The sequence below is a fragment of the Streptomyces sp. NPDC020747 genome, assembly GCF_044334695.1.
Classification (GTDB): domain Bacteria; phylum Actinomycetota; class Actinomycetes; order Streptomycetales; family Streptomycetaceae; genus Streptomyces.
In genome coordinates, this window is sequence record NZ_JBIRTJ010000001.1 from 57,912 (window position 1) to 82,722 (window position 24,811).

At 71.2% G+C, this 24,811-nt stretch carries 15 protein-coding genes and 1 pseudogene; 10 read left to right on the forward strand and 6 right to left on the reverse strand.

Annotated features, from left to right (window positions below; translation table 11 throughout):
• The first annotated feature begins 260 nt into the window (after positions 1 to 260).
• From ACH4YP_RS00225 to ACH4YP_RS00240, 4 genes and pseudogenes are all read left to right on the forward strand, one after another.
• On the forward strand, positions 261 to 1,844 hold the full coding sequence (locus ACH4YP_RS00225; RefSeq protein WP_361067980.1) for a cytosine permease: 1,584 nt from the start codon (positions 261 to 263) through the stop codon (positions 1,842 to 1,844).
• Positions 1,845 to 1,943: 99 nt separating this feature from the next.
• Complete coding sequence (locus ACH4YP_RS00230) at positions 1,944 to 2,945, forward strand: hypothetical protein (RefSeq protein ID WP_398488640.1); 1,002 nt, start codon at positions 1,944 to 1,946, stop codon at positions 2,943 to 2,945.
• A 186-nt stretch (positions 2,946 to 3,131) separates the two neighbouring features.
• A complete protein-coding gene (locus tag ACH4YP_RS00235; protein ID WP_398489420.1) occupies positions 3,132 to 4,301 on the forward strand; it encodes a lactate 2-monooxygenase in 1,170 nt (389 codons plus the stop codon).
• Positions 4,298 to 5,111: pseudogene (locus ACH4YP_RS00240) on the forward strand (2-hydroxyacid dehydrogenase); the annotation flags it as partial. The gene ACH4YP_RS00235 and the pseudogene ACH4YP_RS00240, both read left to right, overlap by 4 nt.
• A gap of 74 nt (positions 5,112 to 5,185) precedes the next feature.
• Here the strand turns inward: ACH4YP_RS00240 and ACH4YP_RS00245 are convergent.
• The 3 genes from ACH4YP_RS00245 to ACH4YP_RS00255 form a co-directional block, all read right to left on the reverse strand.
• Positions 5,186 to 7,051 carry an RICIN domain-containing protein gene (locus tag ACH4YP_RS00245; protein ID WP_398488642.1) on the reverse strand — a complete coding sequence of 622 codons (1,866 nt, stop codon included), beginning with the start codon at positions 7,049 to 7,051 and terminating at the stop codon, positions 5,186 to 5,188.
• Positions 7,052 to 7,591: 540 nt separating this feature from the next.
• A complete protein-coding gene (locus ACH4YP_RS00250; RefSeq protein ID WP_055617647.1) occupies positions 7,592 to 7,969 on the reverse strand; it encodes a hypothetical protein in 378 nt (125 codons plus the stop codon).
• A 3-nt stretch (positions 7,970 to 7,972) separates the two neighbouring features.
• Complete coding sequence (locus tag ACH4YP_RS00255) at positions 7,973 to 8,218, reverse strand: hypothetical protein (protein ID WP_361067971.1); 246 nt, start codon at positions 8,216 to 8,218, stop codon at positions 7,973 to 7,975.
• A 197-nt stretch (positions 8,219 to 8,415) separates the two neighbouring features.
• Here ACH4YP_RS00255 and sigJ point away from each other — a divergent pair, with 197 nt between their 5' ends.
• Together sigJ and ACH4YP_RS00265 are read left to right on the forward strand one after the other, a co-directional pair.
• Complete coding sequence (gene sigJ / locus ACH4YP_RS00260) at positions 8,416 to 9,384, forward strand: RNA polymerase sigma factor SigJ (protein ID WP_398488643.1); 969 nt, start codon at positions 8,416 to 8,418, stop codon at positions 9,382 to 9,384.
• The gene (locus ACH4YP_RS00265; RefSeq protein ID WP_398488644.1) at positions 9,381 to 11,129 is read left to right on the forward strand and encodes a cytochrome bc complex cytochrome b subunit; all 1,749 of its coding nucleotides are present in this window, start codon (positions 9,381 to 9,383) and stop codon (positions 11,127 to 11,129) included. Before sigJ ends, ACH4YP_RS00265 begins: the two co-directional genes overlap by 4 nt.
• Here ACH4YP_RS00265 and ACH4YP_RS00270 read toward each other — a convergent pair.
• Positions 11,101 to 14,211, reverse strand: a complete 3,111-nt coding sequence (locus ACH4YP_RS00270; RefSeq protein ID WP_398488646.1) for a glycoside hydrolase family 2 TIM barrel-domain containing protein — start codon at positions 14,209 to 14,211, stop codon at positions 11,101 to 11,103. The genes ACH4YP_RS00265 and ACH4YP_RS00270 overlap by 29 nt on opposite strands.
• Positions 14,212 to 14,481: 270 nt before the next feature.
• On the opposite strand from ACH4YP_RS00270, the gene ACH4YP_RS00275 reads away from it, so the two are divergent.
• Entirely contained in the window at positions 14,482 to 16,893 is a 2,412-nt protein-coding gene (locus ACH4YP_RS00275) for a SpoIIE family protein phosphatase (protein WP_398488647.1), read from the forward strand.
• A 38-nt stretch (positions 16,894 to 16,931) separates the two neighbouring features.
• Here the strand turns inward: ACH4YP_RS00275 and ACH4YP_RS00280 are convergent, their stop codons facing one another.
• The gene (locus ACH4YP_RS00280) at positions 16,932 to 19,166 is read right to left on the reverse strand and encodes a ricin-type beta-trefoil lectin domain protein (protein WP_398488648.1); all 2,235 of its coding nucleotides are present in this window, start codon (positions 19,164 to 19,166) and stop codon (positions 16,932 to 16,934) included.
• Positions 19,167 to 19,563: 397 nt separating this feature from the next.
• Here ACH4YP_RS00280 and ACH4YP_RS00285 point away from each other — a divergent pair, with 397 nt between their 5' ends.
• Positions 19,564 to 20,838 (forward strand): SLC13 family permease, encoded by a 1,275-nt coding sequence (locus ACH4YP_RS00285; protein WP_398489421.1) that lies wholly within the window; start codon positions 19,564 to 19,566, stop codon positions 20,836 to 20,838.
• Positions 20,839 to 21,017: 179 nt separating this feature from the next.
• Positions 21,018 to 22,916 carry a glycoside hydrolase family 9 protein gene (locus ACH4YP_RS00290; protein ID WP_398488649.1) on the forward strand — a complete coding sequence of 633 codons (1,899 nt, stop codon included), beginning with the start codon at positions 21,018 to 21,020 and terminating at the stop codon, positions 22,914 to 22,916.
• Between the two features lie 13 nt (positions 22,917 to 22,929).
• Here the strand turns inward: ACH4YP_RS00290 and ACH4YP_RS00295 are convergent, their stop codons facing one another.
• Positions 22,930 to 23,880 carry a helix-turn-helix domain-containing protein gene (locus ACH4YP_RS00295; RefSeq protein ID WP_398488650.1) on the reverse strand — a complete coding sequence of 317 codons (951 nt, stop codon included), beginning with the start codon at positions 23,878 to 23,880 and terminating at the stop codon, positions 22,930 to 22,932.
• Positions 23,881 to 23,944: 64 nt separating this feature from the next.
• Between ACH4YP_RS00295 and ACH4YP_RS00300 the strand changes: the two genes are divergently transcribed.
• Entirely contained in the window at positions 23,945 to 24,802 is an 858-nt protein-coding gene (locus ACH4YP_RS00300) for a phytanoyl-CoA dioxygenase family protein (protein WP_398488651.1), read from the forward strand.
• Positions 24,803 to 24,811 lie beyond the last annotated feature (9 nt).

Below are 24,811 nucleotides of genomic sequence, written 5' to 3' on the forward strand. Positions count from 1 at the left end.
ACGGCCCTGTTCACCTGAAGGACAAGGCCGGCCGTCAGACTGTGCGATTCATCCACTGACGACCGCGGAGATGGACGGTTCGTCCACTGGTGCGGTGCCCGGTCCGCCCCTTAACTTCGGCAGATCACCGCACCAAGGGACGGCTTCCCCGCGCTCCGCGCACCCCAGCGACAGCGACACGCCGTCCGGCCAGCCGCGTCACCACGCGCTCCCCCGCCCTGCCGCCCCTCGGGGTGTCGGTCCTTCGCTGGAGCCCCTCCTTGTCCCAGAACTCCCCCGCCACGCAGCCGCCGTCGCTCACCGAGGTCGAGCCCTACGGCGTGGAGCGGATCCCCGACGCGGACCGCTCCGCGAGCCCGCTCGACCTCTTCCGGCTCGCCTTCGGCGGGGCCAACACCTTCTCCACCTGCGTACTCGGGGCCTTCCCGATCCTCTTCGGCCTCTCGTTCTGGCAGGGGCTCGCGGCAACGCTCCTCGGAGTGATCGCGGGCGCTCTGATCCTGTGTCCGATGGCGGTCTTCGGCCCGGTCAACGGCACGAACAACGCCGTCTCCTCCTCCGCCCACCTGGGCGTGCACGGCCGGGTCGTCGGTTCGTTCCTGTCGCTGCTCACCGCGGTCGCGTTCTTCTCCATCTCGGTGTGGAGCTCGGGCGACGCCCTGGTCGGCGGCGCCCACCGGCTCTTCGGACTGAGCCGCGGCGACCTGTCGTACGTCGTCGCGTACGCGCTGTTCGCCGTGCTGGTGCTCGCGGTGTGCGTGTACGGGTTCCGCTTCATGCTGTTCGTCAACAAGGTCGCGGTGACCTCGGCGACCCTGCTGTTCCTGCTCGGCGCCGTGGCCTTCGCCGGGGACTTCGACCCCTCGTACGCGGGGACCTTCACGGCGTCGGCCGACGCGGCGACCCAGGACCTGTTCTGGCCGTCGTTCATCGGCTCCGCGCTGATCGTGCTGTCGAACCCGGTCTCCTTCGGCGCGTTCCTCGGCGACTGGTCGCGCTACATCCCGGCGAGCACTCCGCGCCGCAGGGTGATCGGCGCCGCGTTCCTGTCGCAGATCGCCACCCTGCTGCCGTTCGTTTTCGGCCTGGGAACCGCCAGCATCATCGCGGCCAAGGCACCGGAATACGTCGACCCCGCGGCCCCGAACTTCGTGGGCGGACTGTTGGCGATCTCGCCGAGCTGGTTCTTCCTGCCGGTGTGTCTGCTCGCGCTGATCGGCGGCATGGCGACAGGCACGACCGCGCTGTACGGGACCGGGCTCGACTTCTCGTCCGTGTTCCCCCGGCTGTCCCGGGTGCAGGCGACGGTGCTGGTGGGCGTGCTGTCCATTGCGTTCATCTTCGTAGGGCGCTTCGGCTTCGACCTCGTACAGAGCATCTCGACGTTCGCCACGATGATCATCACATGTACGACGCCGTGGATGGTCGTGATGATGCTGGGCTTCCTCACCCGGCGCGGCTGGTACGACCCCGACGCGCTCCAGGTCTTCAACCGGCGCCAGCGGGGCGGCCGTTACTGGTTCGCGCACGGCTGGAACTGGCGCGGGATGACCGCCTGGTGGGTGTCCGCCGTCATCGGCGTCCTCTTCACGAACATCCCCGGCCAGTTCGTGGGCCCGCTCGGGGACCTGGCCGGCGGGGTCGACATCGGCCTGCCGATCTCCCTGGCGGTCTCCGCCGTGCTGTTCCTGTCGCTGCTGTGGTTCTTCCCCGAACCGCGGGCCGCGTACGGGCCGGAGGGCGCCCGCCTGGTGCGTACCGTCGATGTACCGGTACCACCCGTCACCGGACCGGGCGGCGAGGTCGCCGAGAGCCGACCGGTACTGGCCACCGAGGGCCCGTGACGACTTCTGACGGCTTCTGAGCACTTCGGAGGGCGAAAACCGGACAGCCGGCTCGGCTCGGGGCCGTCCGGGTGCGGTGCCTTCGTAGACTGCCGCGCCATGGAAGAGATCTACGAGCTGGGCGCGATCACGTGTCCGTCCGGTGAGTTGGTGGTCCTCGACGGTGGCCACCTGGGCATGTGGAGCGGGGAGCGGTCACCGGCGGAGGTGGACCCCGGTGCGTTCGGCGTCCAGGATCCGGAGGTCGCCGCCGATGTGAGCGGAGCGACCGACTTCACGATCACCGGCCCCGACGCCGACACCGCGGCCCACTCCTTCGACCGGCAGCCCGGCCGCACGCTCCACGACATACCGGCGTCCGGAGTCGCGCGGATACGTGAACTCTTCGACGCGCACTGCCAGGAGCACGGCTTCGACGCCCGGCTGGAGGCCTGTGCCGAGCGAGTGCCGCACCGGGAGCGGGTCCGGCGGTGCGCGGCACGGGGCGGCGGCAGCTTCCTGATGCACGGTGTACCGGTCGTGGCGCTCGGCGGCCTGCCCCGCGACCGGGCCCTCCCGGTACTGGCGTCGGGCGCCGGCATCGTGATCCCGGTGGACCCGGCCCCCGCCGCCAAGCGCGTGGAACTCGGCGACATCCGGGTCGACTGGGCGCGGCTGCTCTTCGGGGACGCCGACGCGCTGAACGCCTGGCAGCACGCCGAGCCCGTGGACGGACTGGCCGACGTCGCGTTCTGGGGAGCCGCCGAGGAGGAGGCCGCCGCCGAGTTCGGGGCTCCCGCGCTCGGTGAGGTGGGCGAGGACGGGGTCAGGGGCTGGACGGGGCTGACCGTGCCGGAGGCGATGCGCCGGGCCGGTGCCCTCTTCGACTGGAAGGACGCCGACCCTGGACGGCGGCTGATGGTGGACTTCCGCCCGCACTCCCACCACTGGCAGGTCATGCGCGAGGTCCGCGCCTCCGCGGTCGAGTCCGGAACCGTCGAGGTCGGCGGCGCGCGCGTGCTCTGCACGATGCCCGGTCAGGGCGACGGCTGGTTCCCCGTGTCGGCGGAGCTCGGTCCGGCCGGCGAACTGGTCGCCGTACGCGTGTCGTTCACGAGCTGAGAGCGGCCCGTTCACCGGCTGGGCCCGGCGGGCCGGGCGATCTTCGCGTCGGCGGTGGACGGATCTTGTCCCGCTCGTCAGGATCATCGCAGGAGCAGCGTGGTGTCCGCGGAAACAGGGCACGGTCTCCAGCGCGAGCGGCACGGTCTCGACGGCGGGATCAAGGGCGAGAGGCGGGACGTACGGATGACGAAGCACTGGGCGGACTTCCAGTACGAGATCTACCTGAACGGCATGACGGGCGCGGTGCCCCGGCTGCCCACCGATCTGACCCGGCTGGAGGAGCTGGCGGAGCAGCGGCTCGAACCCGGTCCGGTCGGCTATGTGGCGGGCAGTGCGGGCAACGGCAGTACGGCACGGGCGAACCGGGCCGCGCTGGAACAGCGCCGGATCGTGCCCCGCATGCTGCGCGATGTCCACGAACGCGATCTGTCCGTCGAGGTGTTGGGGCGCCCGCTGCCCGCTCCCCTCGCCCTCGCGCCGGTCGGCGTGCTGTCGATCATGCACCCGGACGCCGAGTCGGCCGCCGCCCGGGCCGCCGCGGCGCAGGGGGTGCCGTACATCCTGTCGTCGGCGTCCAGCACCCCCATGGAGCAGGTCGCCGAGGCGATGGGTGACGCGGAGCGCTGGTTCCAGCTGTACTGGGCGAAGGACCGCGAGGTCACGAGGAGTTTCCTGAACCGGGCGAAGGCGGCCGGATTCAGCACGCTGTTCGTCACGCTGGACACACCGCTGCTCGCCTGGCGGCCACGCGACCTGGACCAGGCGTATCTGCCGTTCCTGCACGGGATCGGCACCGCCAACTACTTCTCCGACCCGGCGTTCCAGGCGGGCCTGGCCAAGCCGGTGGACGAGGACCCGAACGCGGCGGTCATGCACTTCATCGGGATGTTCGCCGATCCCGCGAAGACCTGGCCCGACCTGGAGTTCCTGCGCGAGAACTGGGACGGTCCCATCGTCCTCAAGGGCATCCTGCACCCGGACGACGCCCGCCGGGCCGTCACCGCCGGCATGAACGGGGTGGTCGTCTCCAACCACGGCGGGCGCCAGGTGGCCGGCTCCGTCGGCGCCGCCGACGCGCTGCCCCGGGTCGTCGAGGCGGCCGGCGACCGGCTCACCGTCCTCTTCGACGGCGGGATCCGCACGGGCGACGACATCTTCAAGGCGCTCGCGCTGGGCGCCGAGGCGGTACTCGTCGGACGTCCGTACGCGTACGGGCTCGGCCTCGACGGCCAGGCGGGGGTGGAACACGTCATCCGCTGTCTGCTCGCCGAACTCGACCTCACCCTCGCCCTGTCCGGTCACGCGGGCCCGGCGACGGTCAGCGCCGACGACCTCGAAGAGGAGACCGGATGACCGGCGACTCCCCCGGCCCTGCTCCCGCCGCTTCCGCCTCTGTCCCCGCGTCCACGTCGACGAACGTCCCGGTCGTCATCCCGCCCCACGTGGGCGGCCGTTCGGGCGGTGCCGGGCTCGCCACGCTGTTCCCGAAGGAGGCCCGCGGCACCGTCGTCGAGCCGGCCGACGAGGACCCGGCCGCGCTGCGCGAGGCGCACGTCGTCAGCACCGGGCTCGCTCCCGTCACCGCCCGACACATCGCCTCCGCACGGGAGTCGGAGCTGGTCCAGTGCGCGGCCGCGGCTTCGGCCACGTGGACCTCGAAGCGGCCCGCGCCCGGAACGTCCCCGTGTGCACCATCGGCTCCAGCGGTCCATCACCGAACTGTCCGGCAAGACCCTCGGCGTGATCGGACTCGGCCACATCGGCCAGGAGGTCGCCCGCCGCGCGGTCGCCTCCGACATGACCGTCCTGTACGCCGGACCGCGGCCCGTCGGACCCGAGACCGAAGCGCGGCTCGACGGCGCCCACCACGTCGGCCTCGACGAGCTGCTGCGCGCGTCGGACTACGTCACGCTGCACGCGCTGATCGACCAGGAGGCCCTCGCGGACGCGCTGGAGTCCGGTGCCCTGGCCGGGGCGGGCATCGACGTCTTCGACCCCGAACCTCCCACACCGGCCCTGCGGCTGCTCAAGGCCCCGCACGTGGTGCTCTCGCCGCCGCACGTCGCCGGCGTCACCCGCGAGACCCTCGTACGGATCGCGCCGGCCGCCGTCCAGAACGTCACCGGGCTCCTGGCGGGCGCACCACCCCGGGACGTCGTCTCCTGGCACCCGGCCGGAGCGGGACCCGGTCGGCGCGAGACGTGGCTGGAACGGGACCGGATCCCGGGAGGACCGGGTCAGAGACGGAGGTTCGAGACCGTCCGCGCCGACAGAAGGGGCACCGGCGCGACGGGCCGCGAGGCGGAGTCGTCCACGGTTATGGCGCGGCGCTCCGAGTAGGGCCCGGACACGGTCGTGGTCGGCTCCGGCTCCGCGTCCTTCTCCGCCGCCGACGGCTCCACCTCGCACGGGGACTCGGCACAGTCGGAGTCGGGTCCGGAGTCCGATTCGGCGGACGGCGAGGCGGTGGCCGGCCGGTCGGACGAGGGCGTGCCCGTACCGGCGATCGACAGTGACTCGGGGCTGGCGGCGGTGGCGTCCGTCAGCCAGCGCTGTTCGTCCGACCTGTCGCGGATCTTCACCACGACCTCCGCGTCCGGGTCCGTGGAGGAGGGGGCGACGGCGAGCCCCTCCTGCCAGCGGGGCAGCAACTCGCCCTGGACGGTGAGGTCGTAGCGCACGTCGTCGCCCCGCTTGGCCGACGCGGCGACGCAGCGGCCCAGGACGACGACGCCGGCGTCCACGTGGGAGTCCAGGCACAGCTCGGGTTCGGAGACGCTGCGCAGGAGTCCGTCCTCCTCGTACGACCACTTCTGTGTCGCGGCGGCGGAGCACGTCTCCAGTTTGGTGCCGACACCGGCCTTGGCCCGGCCGTCCTTGATGTCGAGGCAGAGGTCCGCGGCGAGGTTGCGCAGCCGGGTCTGCCCGGGGGGCGTCGGCAGGCCCGCCGAGTTGGGCGGGGACGAGGACCTGGCGGGCGGGGTCTGTCCGCCGGCCCCCGGAACGACGCTGCTGGACGCACCGGCGGAGGCCGAGGGGTCCGCGTCGCCGTCGTCCGACGACCACACGCTGGCGACCAGGACGGAGGCGAGCAGAGCCACCGAGACGAGGCCCGCTCCGGTGAGGAGCGCCTTCGAGTGCCGGGAGCCCGGCGAGGAGTGGCGCCCCTGCCGGGACGGCCGGGGGGAGAGCTGGGACAGCAGACGGGGGCGGTCGCCGCCGCCCGGGCGTCTGCCGCTGTTGCGGCCGGGACGGGCACCCGAGTGGCCGCGGCTGGGCCGCGACTCGAGATAGCGGCGGGCACCCCAGCCGAGCATCGACTCGGCGAGCAGACCGCCCAACCCGCCCTCGAAATGACTGAGTTGCTCGGCCGCGTAACGGCAGAAGCGGCACTCCAGGAGATGCTGCTGCACATCGGGGAGCAGTGCGCCCCCGCAGCGAATCGGAACGTCCAGGAGACGGTTGTAGTAGCGGCAGTCTTTGTTCGGCGCGAGTTCACGATGGGCCCGAACACAGCCCTCCCGGAATTTCTCCCGGGCCTGCTCCAGCGCTGCCGACGCGGTGTCGGTATCCATACCCAGCAGACCGGCCGGTACGGATATGGGCTCGGCCTCCACCTCGGTGTGCCACAGCACGCACTGGGCGAGTCCAGGGAGGGACTGGAAAGAACGTTCGGCGAGCTTGCGATTTTCCGGCGTCATGGACTTCGTCGCGCGCATACCGCGACCCCCGGCGGGTTTCCGGAGATCCGGCAGCACCGCGGATATCCGGTCCTCCGCGGACCACGCCTTGATGATGTCCCGCACGGCCACCAGGAGCTGGGGGCGCAGGGCGACGGCGGACCCGGCACGCCGCAGGTGTTCCAGCACCTGCTGGAACGCGGCGGCGGTGACCATGGAGGCGACGTTCGCCGAGGAAGCGAGGCAGATGACCGCGTAGTCGTGTGTCGGCTGCCAGTGTCGCGCGAGCAGCAGCGCGACCGAGTGGGTGAGCTCGCCCTCCGGCTGCGCTCTGAGGAGGGCGGCGAGGCTCTCGTCGGATTCCCCGGGAGCGGCTCCGGAGCCGGGCGGATACGGGGGACGAGGCGGGTGGGGGGTGTGCACTGAGCGGTTTCCTTCCAAGGCACAAGGTGGCACACAGAAGTCGTGACCGCCGAAAAGGAGCGCCTGGTTGGTGCATACCTTCTTGGCTTGACGCACGGAAAGCGGCCGGGATGTCGACCACTCGACGTCCATCGGCCGTGAGCCTTTTGAGCCCGACGACACGATGAAATCCCGAGCAGCGAATCAGACCTGACCATTGGCCATGTGCGAAGAAGTTCACCCTTGCACAAAACTCTCACACCCAACAAGGCACTTGAGGTACTTCAGCAACATCCGCGCATTGAAGGAAAGTCAGCCCCGCCCGGGTCAACTCGCCCCGGCCGCATCACATTTCGAAATGGCAATCGTTGCCATGCGCGCCCCGTGTGAAGCGCGCGCCCGCGCCGGCGCCTCTCGCACGCTCCCCGCGCGCGCCAGGGCGTAGTCCACTGGTACCGGCCCTTCTCGGAGGCCCCGCACGGGACGGCGGCTCTCCCGCGCGAAACAGGCCGCCGACCCCGATCCTCCCGCCCTCGGTCGGCGGCCCCGAGGGCGGGTCGCTCAGATCTGCCAGGACCGCAGACGGTCGGCCGCCGCGAAGACGTCCACCTTGCCGGAGATCAGGTCGCGGGCGAGGTCCACGAGCGCCCCGTACGGCGGGTCGATCCCGACGCCGCTCACGAACATGTACGAGACCGCCGTCGCGCAGGCGAAACGGGCGTTGGCGGACGGCAGCGGCTTCAGCAGGGCCAGGGTGTGCAGCAGCGCGGCGGCACGCCAGGCCGGGTCCGAGTCCACCCCGAGCCGGGGCGGGTCCACCCGGTGCCGGGCCACGGCGGCCACGAGCACCGAGAAGTCGTTGACGGTCGGCTGGTCGGGCAGCACCTCTTCATGGCGCTGGAGCAGCCAGGGCACGTCGATATGGATGACGGGTGCCATGAGTCAGGCGGCCCGCCCCTCGCCCCTGGTGGGTGATTCGTCGTCGGGGAAGGCCTCGGCGAACTCGTCCGCGTGCGCCGCGAAGAACTGGCGGAAGACGTCCGCGCCTTCCTGCAGCGCTCGGTGCCGCACGATGTCGGCCGCGGCCGCCTCGCGAACCAGGGCCTTCATCGACGTACCGCGCTCCTTGGCGATCTGGCGCAGATCCTCGAGCTCACGCTCGCTGAATTCCACGTTGAGAGCAGGCATGCCCTCACGGTACCGCGCGGGTACTGACTCGTAAATACATGCAGGTCAAGTGCCATACGAATCGGTACCCAGCAGGTACGGCCCCCACGAACCCGAGGCGGCCCGCCTGAGACCTGCGTCACATTCCAGCCGCCGTCTGTCACATTCCGGACCTCCGCGGCCCTCGCATGGGTGAGCGCGCTACGGGAGGCACACGCATGTCCGAAAGTCCGGCACCGGAGACCGTCGAGGCACCGAACACGGCGACCCGGCTGTTCATCGACCACCGCGAGCTGTTGTTCGCGATCGTCTACACCATGCTCGGCGGCGTCGCGGACACCGAGGACGTACTCCAGGACACCTGGCTGTCCTGGTCCGGCAGCCGCGACCGGTCCCCGCTCCGGGAGATCGACAACCCGCGCGCCTACCTCGTACGCATCGCGGTGAACCACGCGTTGAAACGACGGGCCGTGATCAGCCGCCGGCGCGAGACGTACGTCGGGCCCTGGCTGCCCGAGCCGCTCGTGGCCGCGTCCGCCGAGACGGCGTCCGCGGACGCCGCCGACCGTGTGCTGCGCGGGGAGTCGGTGTCGATGGCGATGCTCGTCGTCCTGGAGTCGCTGTCCCCGCTGGAGCGGGCGGTGTTCGTCCTGAACGAGGTGTTCGGCTACGCCCACACCGAGATCGCCGAGGTCATCGACCGCAGCCCCGCGGCCGTCCGCCAGCTCGCGCATCGCGCCCGCCGGCACGTACATGCCCGTCGGCCGCTGTACGAGGCGCATCCGCGAGTACGAAGAGAGGCGACCGAGCGGTTCGTCGAGGCCGCTCTCGGCGGGGACATCGGCGCCCTGATGGAGATCCTCGCGCCGGACGTGACGATGTGGACCGACGGCGGCGGCAAACGGCGTCCGGCGGGGCTGCGGCCGATTCACGGGCGGGACAAGGCGATCCGCCTCATCGCCTCCTACGCCTCAAGGGGCGGCGTGCCGGGGCTGGACATCCGCTACCGGCGCGTCAACGGCGACGACGCCGCGGTGCTGTTCGCGGGCGATTCCCCGTACGCGGTCATGGTCATGGACCTCACCCCGGAGGGCGACCGGGTGTCCGGTCTCTACATCGTCTCCAACCCCGAGAAGCTCACGCACGTGCACCTGGGCGAGAAGGACCAGAAGGAGGGGACCGCGTGACCACCACCGAACGACGGGCGGCGAAGGAGTCCTCGGGTCAGCGCGTCGCCGACTGGTTCGACGGCCGCCTCGGCACCCACACCCTCGGCAAGAAGTACCTGCGCAAGGTCTTCCCGGACCACTGGTCGTTCCTGCTCGGGGAGATCTGCCTCTACAGCTTCGTCATCCTGATCCTGACCGGCGTCTATCTGACGCTGTTCTTCCATCCGTCGATGAACGAGGTGACCTACCACGGCAGTTACGTCCCGCTGAACGGCGTCCGGATGTCCGAGGCGTACGCGTCCACGCTGGACATCAGCTTCGACGTGCGGGGCGGTCTGCTGATCCGGCAGATCCACCACTGGGCGGCGCTGATCTTCATCGCCGGGATGCTCATGCACATGATGCGGCACTTCTTCACGGGCTCGTTCCGCAGGCCCCGTGAGGTCAACTGGCTGTTCGGCTGGACGCTGTTGCTCCTCGGACTGTTCGAGGGTCTCTTCGGCTACTCGCTGCCGGACGACCTGCTGTCCGGCACCGGGATGCGGTTCGTGGACGGCGCGATCCTGTCCGTGCCGATCGTCGGAACGTATCTGTCGTTCTTCCTGTTCGGCGGCGAGTTCCCCGGGCACGACATCATCGGGCGCTTCTACTCGCTGCACATTCTGGTGATCCCGGGGATCATGGCAGCCCTGGTGGTCGCGCATCTGATCCTGGTCGTCTACCACAAGCACACCCAGTTCCCAGGCCCCGGGAAGACCGAACGGAACGTCGTGGGCACGCCGTTCATGCCCGTCTACCTGGCGAAGGCGGGCGGTTTCTTCTTCCTGGTGTTCGGGATGATCGCGTTCATCTCGGCGATCGCGTCGATCAACCCGGTCTGGTCGTACGGTCCCTACCGCGCCGACCAGGTGTCCACGGGGGCGCAGCCGGACTGGTATCTGGGCTTCGCGGAAGGCCTGGTGCGCATCATGCCCGGCTGGGAGATCAACGTGGCCGGGCACACGCTGGTCCTCGGCGTGCTGATCCCGATCGTCGTCTTCCCGCTTCTGCTGATCTTCATCGGCGCCTATCCGTTCCTGGAGTCCTGGATCACCGGTGACAAGCGCGAGCACCACCTCCTGGACCGTCCGCGCAACCGGCCGGTCCGTACGTCCATCGGCACGGCGTGGATCAGCGTCTACCTCATCCTGCTCGCGGGCGGCGGCAACGACATCGTGGCCACCCGCTTCCAGCTGTCGATCAACACGGTCACCTGGGCCGTCCGGATCGCGCTCTTCGTGGTCCCGGTGATCGTCTTCGTCGCGACCCGGCGCATCTGTCTGGCCCTCCAACTCCGGGACCGGGAGCTGGTGTTGCACGGCCGGGAGACCGGCGTGATCAAACGGCTCCCGCACGGCGAGTACGTCGAACAGCACCGGCCCCTCTCCCCCGCCGAACTGCACACCCTCACCCAGCACGAGCAGCCCCGGCCGCTCGAACTCGGCCCGGCCGAGGACGCGAACGGCGTGCCGAGCCCGAACGGGCGGCTGCCCATGCGGCGCCTGCGGGCCCGTCTCTCGCGCGCGCTGTACGGCGAAGGCGCCCAGGTGGCGAAGCCGACGGCCGAGGAGTACCGGGAGGCCCACCGGACCGACGAGCACCCGGCTGACGAACACCCGGCCCTCGAACAGCAGCCGGGGGAACGGCAGCTGAGTGAACATCAGGTGAGTGAAAGGCAGGTGAGTGGGCGTCAGGTCAGCGAGGCGGGACCTCCAGACGGCTGATCCGCAGGGCACCCCGGACCTCGCCCGGGTGGCGGCTCTTCATGGTGAGCCGGAGCCGGCTGCCGCGTACCGCGTCGAAGGTGATCACCGTCGGTGCGTCGGACGCGGTGGCCCAGTCGACGTCGGCTCCCTTCACGGGCCGATAGCGGTGCCCGTCCCAGGCGGCGACCTCCACCGAGGCGGGCAGGGAGTGCGTGGCGCCGACCGTGAAGGAGACCTCGATCCGGTCGAAGGAGCGGGCACGGCCCCACTCGACGGACACCCAGTCCTCCTCGCGGGCGCCGTCGAAGGCGGGCAGCAGGGCCGTGGCCGCCTTGAGGAACGCGTTGGACCAGCCGGTGGCCGGGTCGCCGTCGAGCATCGCGGCGGGCAGGGTGTCCGGACGGCCCGAGTAACTGGCGTCTGCCAGCGGGTAGTTGGGTGCCCCCGGTCCGGGGTCGGGGGCGAAGTCGGCCGCCGGGGTGAGGACTTTCGGGCGGGCGACCGTGGCGCGGACGGTCACGGTCGCCGTCCGCAGTCCCGCCGAGCGCGCCCGCAGCGTGAGCCGTCCGTCCTCGGTGCCGGAACGGACGATCGCCAGGGCCTTGCCGTGGAAGGCCGTTCGGGTGCTCGCCTGGTAGCGCTCGGCGCTCTCCTCGCGTCCGTTGTCGACGCCGGCCAGCGATCCGCCGTCCACGTCGAAGGCGATGGTGTGGTCGGCGCCGGGCACCACCACGCCACGGGCGTCGACCACCTCGGCGGTCACGAAGCACAGTGAACGGCCGTCGGCGGCAAGGGACTTGCGGTCGGAGGTGAGGCGCAGCGCGTACGGTTTCCCGGCGGTGCGCAGGACATCGGTGGCCACGGTCCTGCCGTCCCTCCGCGCCACCGCCTTCAGTTCGCCCGGCGCGAACGGCACCTTCCAGGCGAGGTGGAGCTTGCCCGCGCTGCCGTTGGGGCTGGTGTAACTCCCGGGCCAGGGACCACCGGTGACGGTCTTGTCGTCGCCCGTGGCCTCGGTGGTCTCCAGGTACGTACGCCCGTCGGTGGTCCTCTTCTCGTCGAACTTCCTTGTGCCCAGGGACTTTCCGTCGAGGAAGAGTTCCACCGTGTCGACGTTGGCGTACGCCCGGACATCGACCAGCTCGCCCGGGCGGTGGTCGGTCCAGTTCATCGGGAGCAGATGGACCATGGGCCTGTCGGTCCACTGGCTCTTGAAGAGGTGGTACATGTCCTTCGGGAAGCCGGCCGTGTCGACCGCGCCGAAGAAGGACGCCTTGACCGGGAAGACGTCGTACGGCGTCGGTTCGCCGATGTAGTCGATTCCCGACCACAGGAATTCGCCCGTGAACCATTTCCGGTCCCGGTCCTTCTTCAGCCCGTACTCGCCGCTCATCGTCCAGGCTGCGAGGTTGTTGTCGTACGAGGAGGTCGCGCGCCGGCCGGGGGTGTGGTTCTCGCCCGTGTTGAGGCGCTCCGGCTCCTGGTACGCCCCACGGGTGGAGGTCTCGGACGAGGACTCCGACTCGAAGAGGAAGAGGCGCGGATAGCGGGCGTGCAGGGCGTCGACCGAGGCGGCGGTGTTGTAGTTGAGGCCGAGACCGTCGATCTTGGCGAGGATCAGGTCGGCGGGCGATCCGACGGCGGGCAGGCTGCGGTGCCGGTGGGAGCCGATGACGATCGGGCGGGTGGTGTCCAGCGCCTTCACCCCGGCGATCAGCCGGTCCGCGATGCCGAGACCTTCCGTGGAGGTGAACTCGGAGATCTCGTTGCCGATGGACCACATGATGACGGCGGGCGAGTTGCGGGCGGCCAGGACCATCTCGGCGATGTCGGCGTCGCTGTGCGCGTCGAAGAAGCGCCCGTAGTCGTACCGGTTCTTGCCGCGCCGCCAGCAGTCGAAGGCCTCCACCATCATCACGATGCCGAGCCGCTCACAGGCCGCGATCACCTCGGGGGCGGGCGGGTTGTGCGAGGTGCGCAGGGCGTTGACACCCATACTCTTCATGATCTTCAGCTGGCGTTCCACGGCGTCCGCGTTCACCGCCGCGCCGAGGGCGCCCAGGTCGTGGTGGAGGTTGACGCCGCGGAGTTTGAGGTAACGGCCGTTCAGAGTCAGGCCGTTGTCGGCGTCGACGGTGAAGTGGCGGATACCGAAGGGGGTTTCGTAGGTGTCGACGGTGCGGCCGTCGACACGGAGTTCGGTCTTGAGGGTGTGGAGCGCGGGTGTGTCGATGTCCCACATCTGGGGACCTCGGACGGTGAGGTCGTGCGTGACGGTCGCGGGGTCCGCGCCGACCGTGACCGTGGACGTCCCGCGCGCCACCGTACGGCCGTCCGGGTCGACGACCGCCGATCGCACCTCGACCCGTCTCGCGTCGCCCGACGCGTTCACGACGCTCGTCCGCGCCCGTACCAGCGCGCGGTCCTTCCGGATCTCCGGTGTCGTCACCTGGGTGCCCCACCGCTGGACGTGCACCGGATCGGTGACGACCAGGCGGGCCTCGCGGTGGATCCCGCTGCCCGAGTACCAGCGGCTGCTGGGGAGCCGGTTCTGGACCTTGACCGCGATGACGTTCACGGTGGTGCCGTCCGTGTGCAGCAGATCGGTGAGATCCAGGGCGAACCCCGTGTAGCCGTACGGGTGTTGGCCGACGAGCTGCCCGTTGCAGTGGACGGCCGAGTCCATGTAGACGCCGTCGAACTCGACGGAGATCCGCTTGTCCGCGTACGCCTTCGGGAGGGTGAAGGCGATGCGGTACCAGCCGAGGCCGCCGGGGAAGAATCCGGTGCCGCCGGTCGTGCCGTGCTCCGTGGTGGGGCTGAGCTCGATGCTCCAGTCGTGCGGTACGGCGATCCGCCGCCACGCCGAGTCGTCGTAGTCGGGCTCGGCGGCCCGGGCGTACGCGCCGGTGGGGTCGGTGAGGCCACCCGGATTGACGAGCGCGAAGCGCCAGCCGTCGCGGAGCGGGACGGTCCGCCCTCCCGTGGCGGTCCGGGCGCGGAGAGCGGTTTCCTCGGCGGCCCCTGCGACGGAGCCGCCCGCGAGGACCACGGGAGTCGCTGTGCCGGCGATCAGTACGGACCTGCGAGTCACCGTCACGGTGTTTTCCCTTTCGTAAGGGCTCACATTTGCTCACAACTGCTCGCGATCAAACAGATTCTGACAGTGCGACACGTGTGACCGTCAAGACTCCGGTAAGCGCTTCCTGTCCCGGGCGTCACATCGGCCTGAATCCCACGGTGGCGGAGAGGCCCGGCAGCGGGCCGGTGCGCGGGCCCGTGTGCCATGTGCGGAGGACCCCGACGCACTAGGGTGGAACACAAGTGACGCGCTTGTTGACTGTGGGTGTGCGCAAATGGAGTGGCGGCGATGAGGAGCCACAACGAATCCTCGGACGACAGCCCGGGGTACCCGTTCGACGAGACCGCCACGGCGCGGGCCGTCATCGACCGCGACGGCATTCTCGTCGAGTGGAACGAGGGCGCCCGGCGCCTGCTGGGCCACGACCCGGCCGAAGTCGTGGGCCTGCCCGCCGCGAACCTGCTGGCCCCGGACGCCGGAGCCCCGCTCCCCCCGTCGGCCGACCGCCGCTGGAACGAGACACTCGCGCTGCGCCACCGGGACGGCCGGACCCTGAACGTGTGGCTGCTCGCGCACCGGCGCAGACCCGACCTCGGCGACCGCAGCGACTGGCTCGTCGTCACCCCGCTGGAGAACGGCGAGCCGCCGGCGGAGGCCGGTTCCCTCTCCGCGATGTTCCTGGAGCAGTCACCCTGCGCCACCGCCCTCTTCGACGAGCGCCTGCGGCTTCGGCGGGTCAACGCGGTGATGGCCGAGACGATGGGCCTCCCGGAGAAACGTATCCGCGGGCTGCGCATCACCGAGATCGGCGGCAGACCGCAGAACGAGGAGCTCGAGGCATCCATGCTCCAGGTGCTCCTGACCGGGCAGCGCAAGGACGTACAGACCCTGGGCACCGGCAACGTGGACGGCGCGCTGGCCTGGCTGGCGCGGATGGCGCCGCTGACCGACGCCGAGGGCCGGGTGGTCGGCGTCTGTCTGTCCGCCCACGACTTCACCGACCAGTACCGCGCCCGGGAGCGCCTCCAGATCGTGAACGAGGCGAGCATCCGCATCGGCTCCACCCTCGACGTCACCCGTACGGCCCAGGAGCTGGCCGATGTCTGCGTGCCCGCGCTCGCCGACTTCGTCAGCATCGACCTCGTGGACCCGCCGGAACACGGCGGCGAGCCGTACACCGGGCCGATCTCCGCTCCCGTGAGCCTGCGCCGCGCCGCCCACCGGTCGGTGAACCCCGGCAATCCGGAGGCCGTGACCAAGCTGGGCCAGATCGATGTCTACCCGGCCCAATCGCCCCAGGCCGACTCCCTGGTGGCCGGCCGGCCCATCGTGGCCACGGATCCCATGAGCACACTGGCGGACTGGCTCGCCTGGGATCCGGCGCGCGGCGAGCGCGTCAGGGAACTCGGCATCCACACGACGATGTCCGTTCCGATCCAGGCCCGTGGTGCGACGCTGGGCGTCGCCGTCTTCACCCGGTTCCGGCGCCCCGACGCCTTCACGGCCGACGACGTCCTGCTGGCCGAGGAGGTCACGGCCAGGGCGGCCGTCTGCATCGACAACGCCCGGCGTTTCTCCCGCGAGCGCGAGACCGCGATCGCCCTGCAGCGCAGTCTGCTGCCCCGTTCGCTCCCTCGGACGGCCGCCGTCGAGGCGGCCTCGCGCTATCTGCCCGCGGCCCGGGCCGGGGTCGGCGGCGACTGGTTCGACGTGATCCCGCTGTCGGGAATGCGCGTCGCCATGGTCGTCGGAGACGTCGTCGGCCACGGGGTCCAGGCCTCCGCCACGATGGGGCGGCTACGGACCGCCGTGCGCACCCTCGCCGACATCGACCTGGCACCGGACGAACTGCTGACCCACCTCGACGACCTGGTAGTGCGGCTCTCCTCGGAGGCGGGCGGCGAGGGAACGACCGGCGAGGTGGGGGCCACCTGTCTGTACGCCGTGTACGACCCGGTCACCCGCGTCTGCACCCTCGCCCGGGCCGGCCACCCGCCACCGCTGATGCTGCGGCCGAACGGCTCGCCCGAGGAGATCGACGTACCGCCGGGGCCTCCGCTGGGCCTGGGCGGGCTGCCGTTCGAGTCGGTCGAGCTCCGGCTGCCCGAGGGCACCGTGCTCGCCCTCTACACCGACGGTCTGGTCGAGAGCCGCGACCGTGACCCGGACGAGAGCCGCGCGGCGCTGAGCCGGGCGCTGGCGCACGGTTCGGGCTCCCTGGACGAGACCTGCCACGACATCCTCCAATCGCTGCTCCCGCCGACCGGCGCCTCCGACGACGTGGCGCTGCTGCTCGCCCGCACGAAGGGGCTGCCGACCTCGCAGGTGGCGACCTGGGACATCCCGGCCGATCCCGCCCTCGTCGCCCCGATCCGCAAGCAGGCCGTCCAGCAGCTGGCGACATGGGACCTGAGCGAGGCGGCGTTCACGACCGAGCTGGTGGTCAGCGAACTCGTCACCAACGCCATCCGGTACGGCGAGCGTCCGATCCGGCTGCGGCTGATCCACGACGCCACCACGCTGATCGTCGAGGTGTCGGACTCCAGCCACACCGCGCCGCATCTGCGTCGCGCCAAGATCTTCGACGAGGGCGGGCGCGGGCTGCTCCTGGTCGCCCAGCTCACCCAGCGCTGGGGCAGCCGCCACACCCCCGAGGGCAAGACGATCTGGGCGGAGCTGACACTCGGCGAGGAGGAGTGACGCGCCCGAAGCCCCGGGGTGCCTGACGAACCGTCGGCTCACCGGCCGCCGTAGGCGCCTCCCCCATAGCCGCCGTAACCGTAGCCGCCATAACCGCCATAGCCGTAGCCACCTCCATAGCCGCCGCCGTAACCGCCGCCGCCTCCATAACCGCCGCCGGACGCGCCGTCGTAGCAGTAGTAGCCGTAGCACACCCAGCTCGGTGCGGGTTCGGGCGCCGGGGGCGGAGGCGGCTGGGGCGGGGGCGTCTGGGAAGGCGTGGGCTTCGGCGGCGGGGGCGGTGTGCGGGTGGGCTCCGAGCTCGGGGTGCGCGTCGGCTGGGCCGTGTCGCTGTTCGTGTACGACGTGATCCACTCCATCTGGAGCGAGTCCACCGAGGTGTCGATCTCCCAGCGCTGGGCCTTGCCCTCGTTACGGGTCTTGAGGACCAGGCCCGTCTCCTCGTCCCCCGAGACGGGCGCCAGCGCGAGCTTCGGGCGCCCCAGGGGCACCAGGTTTCCCTCAAGGGTGAGGTCGTAGCGGACGGCCACCTCGTCCTTGTCGCCGTCGCACGGACCCAGCCGGACGGAGGAAGGGAGCCGGGAGTCGAGGCACAGGTCCTTGTCGGCGAGGCTGCGCAGCAGGCCGTCGCTCTCGTACGCCCACTGCTGTCGCTCCGAGGAGCTGCAGGTGGAGACGACGGCCTCCACGCCCGTGGCGGCCTTGCCGTCGGCGATCCCGACGCAGTCGTCGCTCGCGACGTTGCGGAGCCGCCCGCTCAGGGTGCCGGTCTCCGTGCCGCCGGTGCCGACCCTGGTCGGCCTGGGGTCGGGTTCCTGCGACGCCGTTCCGGCATCCGAGGAGGAGGTCTGCCCCGTGTTGTCGCCACCGGACCACAGGGCCAGCGGCACGAGTACGCAGCCGCTCACGGCGAGGATGGCCAGGGCCAGGTTGCGTCGGCGCGGGGAGCGCCTGCCGGGCTCGCCCGGGCGGCTGTCCGCATGCGGGGGAAGCCGTACGGCATGGCGCGGACCCGCGCCGTGGAAGGCGGCGCCCGGCCGACGACCGGCGGCCCGGTGGGAGCCGGCGCCCGGGGCGCCGTCCGCACTCGCGTGACCGCTCACAGCCGGGTAGGACCCGGTCCCCGGACCGGGATCGGCGCTCGGGTAGGCAGCCGGGTGGGCGCCTGCTGCCGGATGAGGGGCGAGACCCGGGTGTGAGCCCGTGCCCGAGGGATCAGCGGCCCGCTGAGGACTGGGGCCCCAGACGGAATCGTTGTCCGAGAAGAAGTCGGCCTCCGAGGGATGTCCGGCACCCTGCTGAGGCACCGGCCCCGGAGCGGTACCGGGCCCGGTGCCCGGCTGTGATCCCGCGGCCGGCGGGTAGGAGCCCACACCCGGATGAGGGGCCATGCCCGGAGCCACCGACACCACGGGACCCGCCGGCGCCTCCTCGGCCCGGACCCGGCGTCCCGGCCTGGAGTCGAGATACTGCTGGGCCGCCCACCCGAGCACCCCTTCGGCCAGGAGGCCGGCCAGCCGGCCGCCCGACTGGTCCAGCTGGCCGGCCGAGGACTGGCAGTGCGGGCAGCCGGCCATGTGCGCCTGCAGATCGGGGCAGATCCTGCCGCCGAGCCGGAGCGAGACGTCGAGCAGCCGGCTGTAGCGGCGGCACTCCTCGTCCGGGGCTAGTTCGCGATGGTTCTCCAGGCAGGTCTGGCGCAGCAGTTCCCGCGCCCGGTCCAGCGCGACGGAAGCGTCCTCGACGGTGATTCCGAGCAGGCGGGCCGGTACGGCGAGGTCCTCGGCCTCCACCTCCGCATGCCACAGCACGCAGCGGGCGGCCTCCGGCAGCCGATGGAACGCGCGGGACACGAGCCGCCGGTTCTCCGGCGGGAGAAGCCGGTCCGCGGCCCCGTCCTTGTCGTTCGGGTCGGACCGCAACTCGGGATGGAGCAGCTCCCGGCGTTTGTCCGCGTCCCATTCGCCCGCTATTCGGCGCACGGTCACCAGCAGTTGTGGCCGCCATGCGGCCTTGGGGCCGGTGTGCCGCACCGACTCCCCGAAGAGCCGGGTGAATGCTGCGGTGGTGAGCATTCCGGCGTACTGCGCACCGCTCGTGCACAGTCGCGCGTACGAGAAGACCGGCACCCAGTGCCGGGAGAGCAGTTCCCCCGAGGGATACTGGGCGGGTGTCCTGCCCGAGCCCTGCTTCAGGTCTGCCGCGAGCCGTTCGTCCGTCGCATCGAACAGGCTTCCGGTTGTAGGTGAATTCGACGGAGTCGCGTCGCTCACGTGCACTTTCCTCCATTGCCCCCGCAGAAATAGTCCATACCAAGGGGTACGGAATTTTTCCTGCACGCTTACGGGTGCACCTTTGCACAACACACCGCCCCGGAACAAGAGAACGCTCTCAATCCCCCATTCCGCACAGCACCTTTGCGGAGACAAAGCGTCAACAGAAGCCCGAAGCAAAGCGATTCGGAATGTCTCACTCTCAAGTTACCCGAAGTAAGTACCGATTTGGCATCAGTGGAGAAGGGGGCCGCAGCCGGTAATTCGTTGGAATATGCAACCCAAGAACGGAGAGAAGGAGCTTGACGGCAGGTCCTCGACACGCCCCGGTTCGCCTCCGCAACATGCCGTCTGATTCGATTCAACGAAACCGACAATCACTCCCGAAGGACGAACCCTGAGTTCCACACTCGCCACAGCCCTTTCCGCCGCTCTCCTCGTGGCGGTACTGGCCTGTGCCGTGATCCGCCCCTTCGGCCTGCCGGAGGCCACCGTGGCGGTCCCGGCCGCCGGCGTGGTGATCGCCGCCGGCGCGATCCCGGTCGATCACGCACGCGCGGAGGCCGAGCTGCTCGGGCCCGTCGTGGGCTTCCTGGCGGCAGTGCTCGTGCTCGCCAAACTCTGCGACGACGAGGGGCTGTTCCAGGCCTGCGGTGCCTGGCTGGCCCGTACGTCCAAGGGGCGGCCGCAACGACTGCTGGCCGCCAACTTCCTTCTCGCCTCGGTGATCACGGCCGTACTGAGCCTGGACGCCACCGTCGTCCTGCTCACCCCGGTGGTGTTCGCGACCGTGGCCCGGCTCGGCGCCCGCCCGAAGCCCCATGTGTACGCCACCGCCCATCTGTCGAACACGGCCTCGCTGCTGCTGCCGGTCTCCAACCTCACCAACCTGCTGGCGTTCGCGGCCAGCGGCCTGAGCTTCACCCGGTTCGCCGTGCTGATGGGTCCCGCGTGGGCGGTCGCCATCGCGGCCGAGTACCTGGTCTTCCGGCGCTTCTTCGCCGACGACCTCAAGAGCGACAACGACCTCAAGGGCCACGCCCCGGGGCCGACCACGGTCGAGCCCGTCGAACTGCCCGTGTTCGCGCTGGTCACGGTCGCCTGTACGCTCGCGGGCTTCGCCGTGGCGTCCGCGCTCGGTGTCGAACCTGCCTGGGCGGCACTGGCCGGGGCACTCGTCCTGGCCGGCCGGGCGCTGATCCGCGGGCACACCACACCGCTCGCCGTCCTGCGCGCCACCTCGCCGGCCTTCCTCGCCTTCGTCCTGGCACTCGGGATCGTGGTGCGTGCCGTGGTCGACAACGGCCTCGCGGACGTGCTCGGCCACCTGGTCCCCGATTCGTCGAGCCTGTTGGCGCTGCTCGGCACCGCGGCCCTCGCCGCCGTCCTGGCGAACCTCATCAACAACCTGCCCGCGGTCCTGGTGCTGCTGCCCCTCGCGGCCGTGGCGGGCCCCGGCCCGGTCCTCGCCGTACTGCTCGGGGTGAACATCGGCCCCAACCTCACCTACGCCGGGTCGCTGGCCACGCTGCTGTGGCGGCGCATCGTGCACCAGCACGAACACGACGTCGATCTCGGCGAGTTCACGCGGCTCGGTCTGATCACCGTGCCCGCCACCCTGATCCCGGCCGTGGTGGCCCTCTGGCTCTCGTTGCGCGTGTTCGGAGGCTGATGACGCGCGCCTTCCGCCCACCTCGACCAGGTCGGCCGTCGTGCCCCGGCCAGGTCGTGCGCGGAGCATTGACGCTGTGACATGGCCATGCAATGCTCCGTTTTGGGAGCGCTCCCATCGTCCTGCCGTCCCCGTGGGACGGCATCCGTGGACCCAGTCCAGGCACCGGGAGGGGCTCCATGCTCACGTTCCCGCACGTGCACCGCCGCCCCACAGGACGCCGTGCGAGAAAACGCACGACGGCCGCCCTGCTGACGGCGGCCCTGCTCTCCGGCGGCACGGCCCTCGCACCCGGCGCGACCGGGCTGTCGTCCGCCGGGTCACCGTCGGCCGCATCGCCGACCGCCGCGGATCCGGCCGCCGCCGCGACGACGCCGGTGCGCGTCAACCAGGCGGGCTACCTGCCGGACGGCCCCAAGCGGGCCACGGTGGTGACCCCGGCCACCCAGCCCCTGACCTGGCAGTTGCGCGACGCGTCGGGCGCCGTGACCGCCTCCGGCCGGACCGTCGTGCACGGCACGGACACAGCCTCGGGCGAGGCGACCCACACCGCGGACTTCTCCGCGTACCGGAAGGCGGGCTCGGGGTTCGTCCTGGTGGTCGACGGGCAGAACAGCGCTCCCTTCGACATCCGCGCGGACCTCTACGACAGCCTGCGCTCGGACGCGATGGCGTTCTTCTACCACCAGCGCAGCGGCACGCCGATCGAGGCCTCGCTGGTGGGTCCCGCCTACGCGCGCCCGGCCGCGCACATCGGAGTCGCCCCGAACCAGGGCGACACGAACGTGCCCTGTCAGGCCGGGGTGTGCGACTACACCCAGGACGTGCGGGGCGGCTGGTACGACGCCGGCGACCACGGCAAGTACGTCGTCAACGGCGGGATCTCCGCCTGGACGCTCGTCGACTCCTTCGCGCGGGCCAAGCGCGCGGGCAACGCGTCCGCGCTCGGCGACTCGACCCTGCGGATACCCGAGCGCGGCAACGGCGTCCCGGACGTGCTGGACGAGGCCCGCTGGGAGCTCGAATTCCTGATGCGGATGCAGGTGCCGAACGGCAGGCAGTACGCCGGTATGGCCTTCCACAAGATCCACGACGCGGCCTGGACGGGCATCCCGACCCGTCCCGAACTCGACGCCCAGCCGCGCGAGTTGCACCGCCCGTCCACCGCGGCCACGCTCAACCTCGCCGCCACAGCGGCCCAGTGCGCGCGGGTATTCAAGCCGTACGACTCCACGTACGCCAAGCGGTGTCTGAGCGTGGCCCGCACGGCGTGGACCGCGGCGAAGGCCAACCCCGCGATCTACGCCCCGGAGTCGGACAGCACGGGCGGCGGCCCCTACAACGACACCCAGGTCACCGACGACTTCTACTGGGCGGCGACCGAGCTGTACGCGGCGACCGGCGAGCGTGCCTACCGGGACGCGGTCACCTCCTCGCCCTGGCACACCTCGTCCGGCGCGCTCACACCGACCGGCTTCAACTGGGCCGACACCGCGGCGCTCGGCCGGCTGACCCTGGCGACCGTGCCGACCGGGCTGCCCGCCTCCGACATCAGGCGGGTGCGCGCGTCCGTGACGGCCGCGGCCGACGGACACCTCGCCATGATGGCGGGCCAGGGCTACGCGGTGCCCATCCCCGCGAACGGGTACGTGTGGGGTTCCAACAGCCAGGTCACCAACAACGCGATCGTGATGGCCACCGCCTACGCGCTCACCGGTCAACAGCGTTACCGCGCCGGGGTGTTGGAGTCAATGGACTACCTCTTGGGCCGCAACGCCCTCGATCTCTCCTACGTCACCGGTTACGGCGACACGTACGCCCGCAACCAGCACCACCGGTTCTGGGCGAACCAGTACGACGCCTCGCTGCCGAACCCGCCGGCGGGCTCCCTCGCGGGCGGCCCCAACAGCGGTCTGCAGGACCCGGTGGCACAGGAGCACCTGGCCGGCTGCTCCCCCGCGGCCTGCTACATCGACGACATCGGCTCGTACTCCACCAACGAGGTGACGGTCAACTGGAACGCCCCGTTGGCCTGGCTGGCGGCCTTCGCCGCCGAGCGCTGCCCGCCGCGCGAATAGGCAGCGGCACTCGTCAGCGTCGGAGCCCGGCCCGGTACGCGCCGGGCGGGGCTCCGTAGCGCTGCCGGAAGACGCGGTTGAAGTGGAACGGGCTGCTGAAGCCGGAGGCCGCGGCGACCCGTTCCACCGGCAGGTCGGTGGCCTCCAGCAGCCGGGCGGAGTGCAGCAGCCGGGCGGCAAGGAGTGCCCGCATCGGGGACAGGCCCAGCTGCTGGGTGAAGAGGTGCGCGAAGCGGGAGGGCGAGAGCGAGACCCCCGCGGCCAGCGACTCCACGGTGTGCGGGGCGCCCGGGTCGGCCGCGATGAGCGCCTCGGCCTGCCGGATCCGTACGTCGAGGCCGGACCGGTCGGGTTCCCCGCGTGCCGTGGTGGTGGCGAGCAGGACGACGGACTCCAGGGAGCAGAGGGTGAGCTCGCGGGCGGCGGTTCCGTGGGCCACGGCGACCCGGCCGTCCTCGGACTCCCCATCAAGCTCTGCCTCGGGCTTTCCCTCGGACTCCGTCTCCGGCTCTCGCTCGGGTGGAGCCCCGGCCCCGGTCCACCGGGCGTCCGCGAGCATCCGCCGGAACGCCGGCTCCAGTCGGGCGCGCACGCCGTCCGGGACCGGTGTGACGGCGTACAGCCGGTCCCCGAGCGCGTACGGCCGCAGCCACTCCGTCCAGGCCGGCCGCGCCTGGCAGTGCACCCACCAGAAGGCCCAGTGCCTCGCGCCCGGTGCGACGGCGTAGTGGTGGGGCACGTCCGGGCCGAGGACGACGAGGTCTCCCGCGCCTGCCCTCGTCTCCGCGGCGCCCTGGGCGAGTCGGCCCGCACCGCCGGTGGTCCAGACGAAGAGCCAGCTGTCGGCGCCGCCCGGCCTGCTGACGCTGTAGCCGGGGCGCTGGTCGAAGCGGCCGACCGTCACCAGGCCGGGCGGCGGGGACGGGACAGCAGGCTCGGGCAACTGGTCAGCACGCACAGGCATCCTCCAGGAAGGCGCTACTGCCTAGCGTGAGGCATGCAGGACACCGACGCGAAGGGACGGTCGCATGACAGTCACGGACAGGGGCACGAACACGGACCCGAGCGGGGGCGCGGGCGCGGGCGGGGGCGGGGGCGGGGACATCGTGCGGCGCTTCGAGGAGGACGGCTTCACCGTGGCGCGCGGGCTGTTCACCCCGGCCGAGATCGACGCGCTGTGCGCCGAGTTCGCCACGCTGCACGCCCGCGGACCGGTCCCCGGACACTTCGAACCCCGTGCGACCGAGACCACCGGCACCGCGGACCCGCTGCGCGTCCACCCCCGGGTCATGAACCCGCACCGCATCAACGACCTGGCGCTGCGCCACCTGCTCGAACCCCGGCTGCGGGACATCCTCGAACTGCTGCTGGGCGAGGAGGTGTTGGCCGCGCAGAGCATGTTCTACTTCAAGCCGCCGGGCGCCCGCGGCCAGGCCCTGCACCAGGACAACTTCTATCTGCGGGTGGAGCCGGGCACCTGTGTGGCCGCCTGGGTCGCCTGCGATGTGATCGACCGGGAGAACGGCGGCCTCGAAGTGGTCCCGGGCACCCACCGGATGGACGTGTTCTGCCCCGAAGAGGCCGACGAGGGGCTGTCGTTCGCCCGTGAGTACGTCCCGCCGCCGCCCGGACTGGCCCCCGTTCCGGTCGACATGGAGCCGGGGGACGTCCTGTTCTTCAACGGCAGCCTGGTGCACGGCTCCCAGCCCAACCGCAGCGCCGACCGCTTCCGCCGCTCGTACATCGGCCACTACGTCGGCCGCTCCGCCGAGCGCATCGGCCGGTTCTACCCCACTCTGACGATGAGCGGGGACCCGGTGCCACTGCGGGAGAGCGAGGGCGCGGGCCCGTGCGGCACGGAGTTCGAACCGGCGGGCCCGCACTGAGTCCGTCGG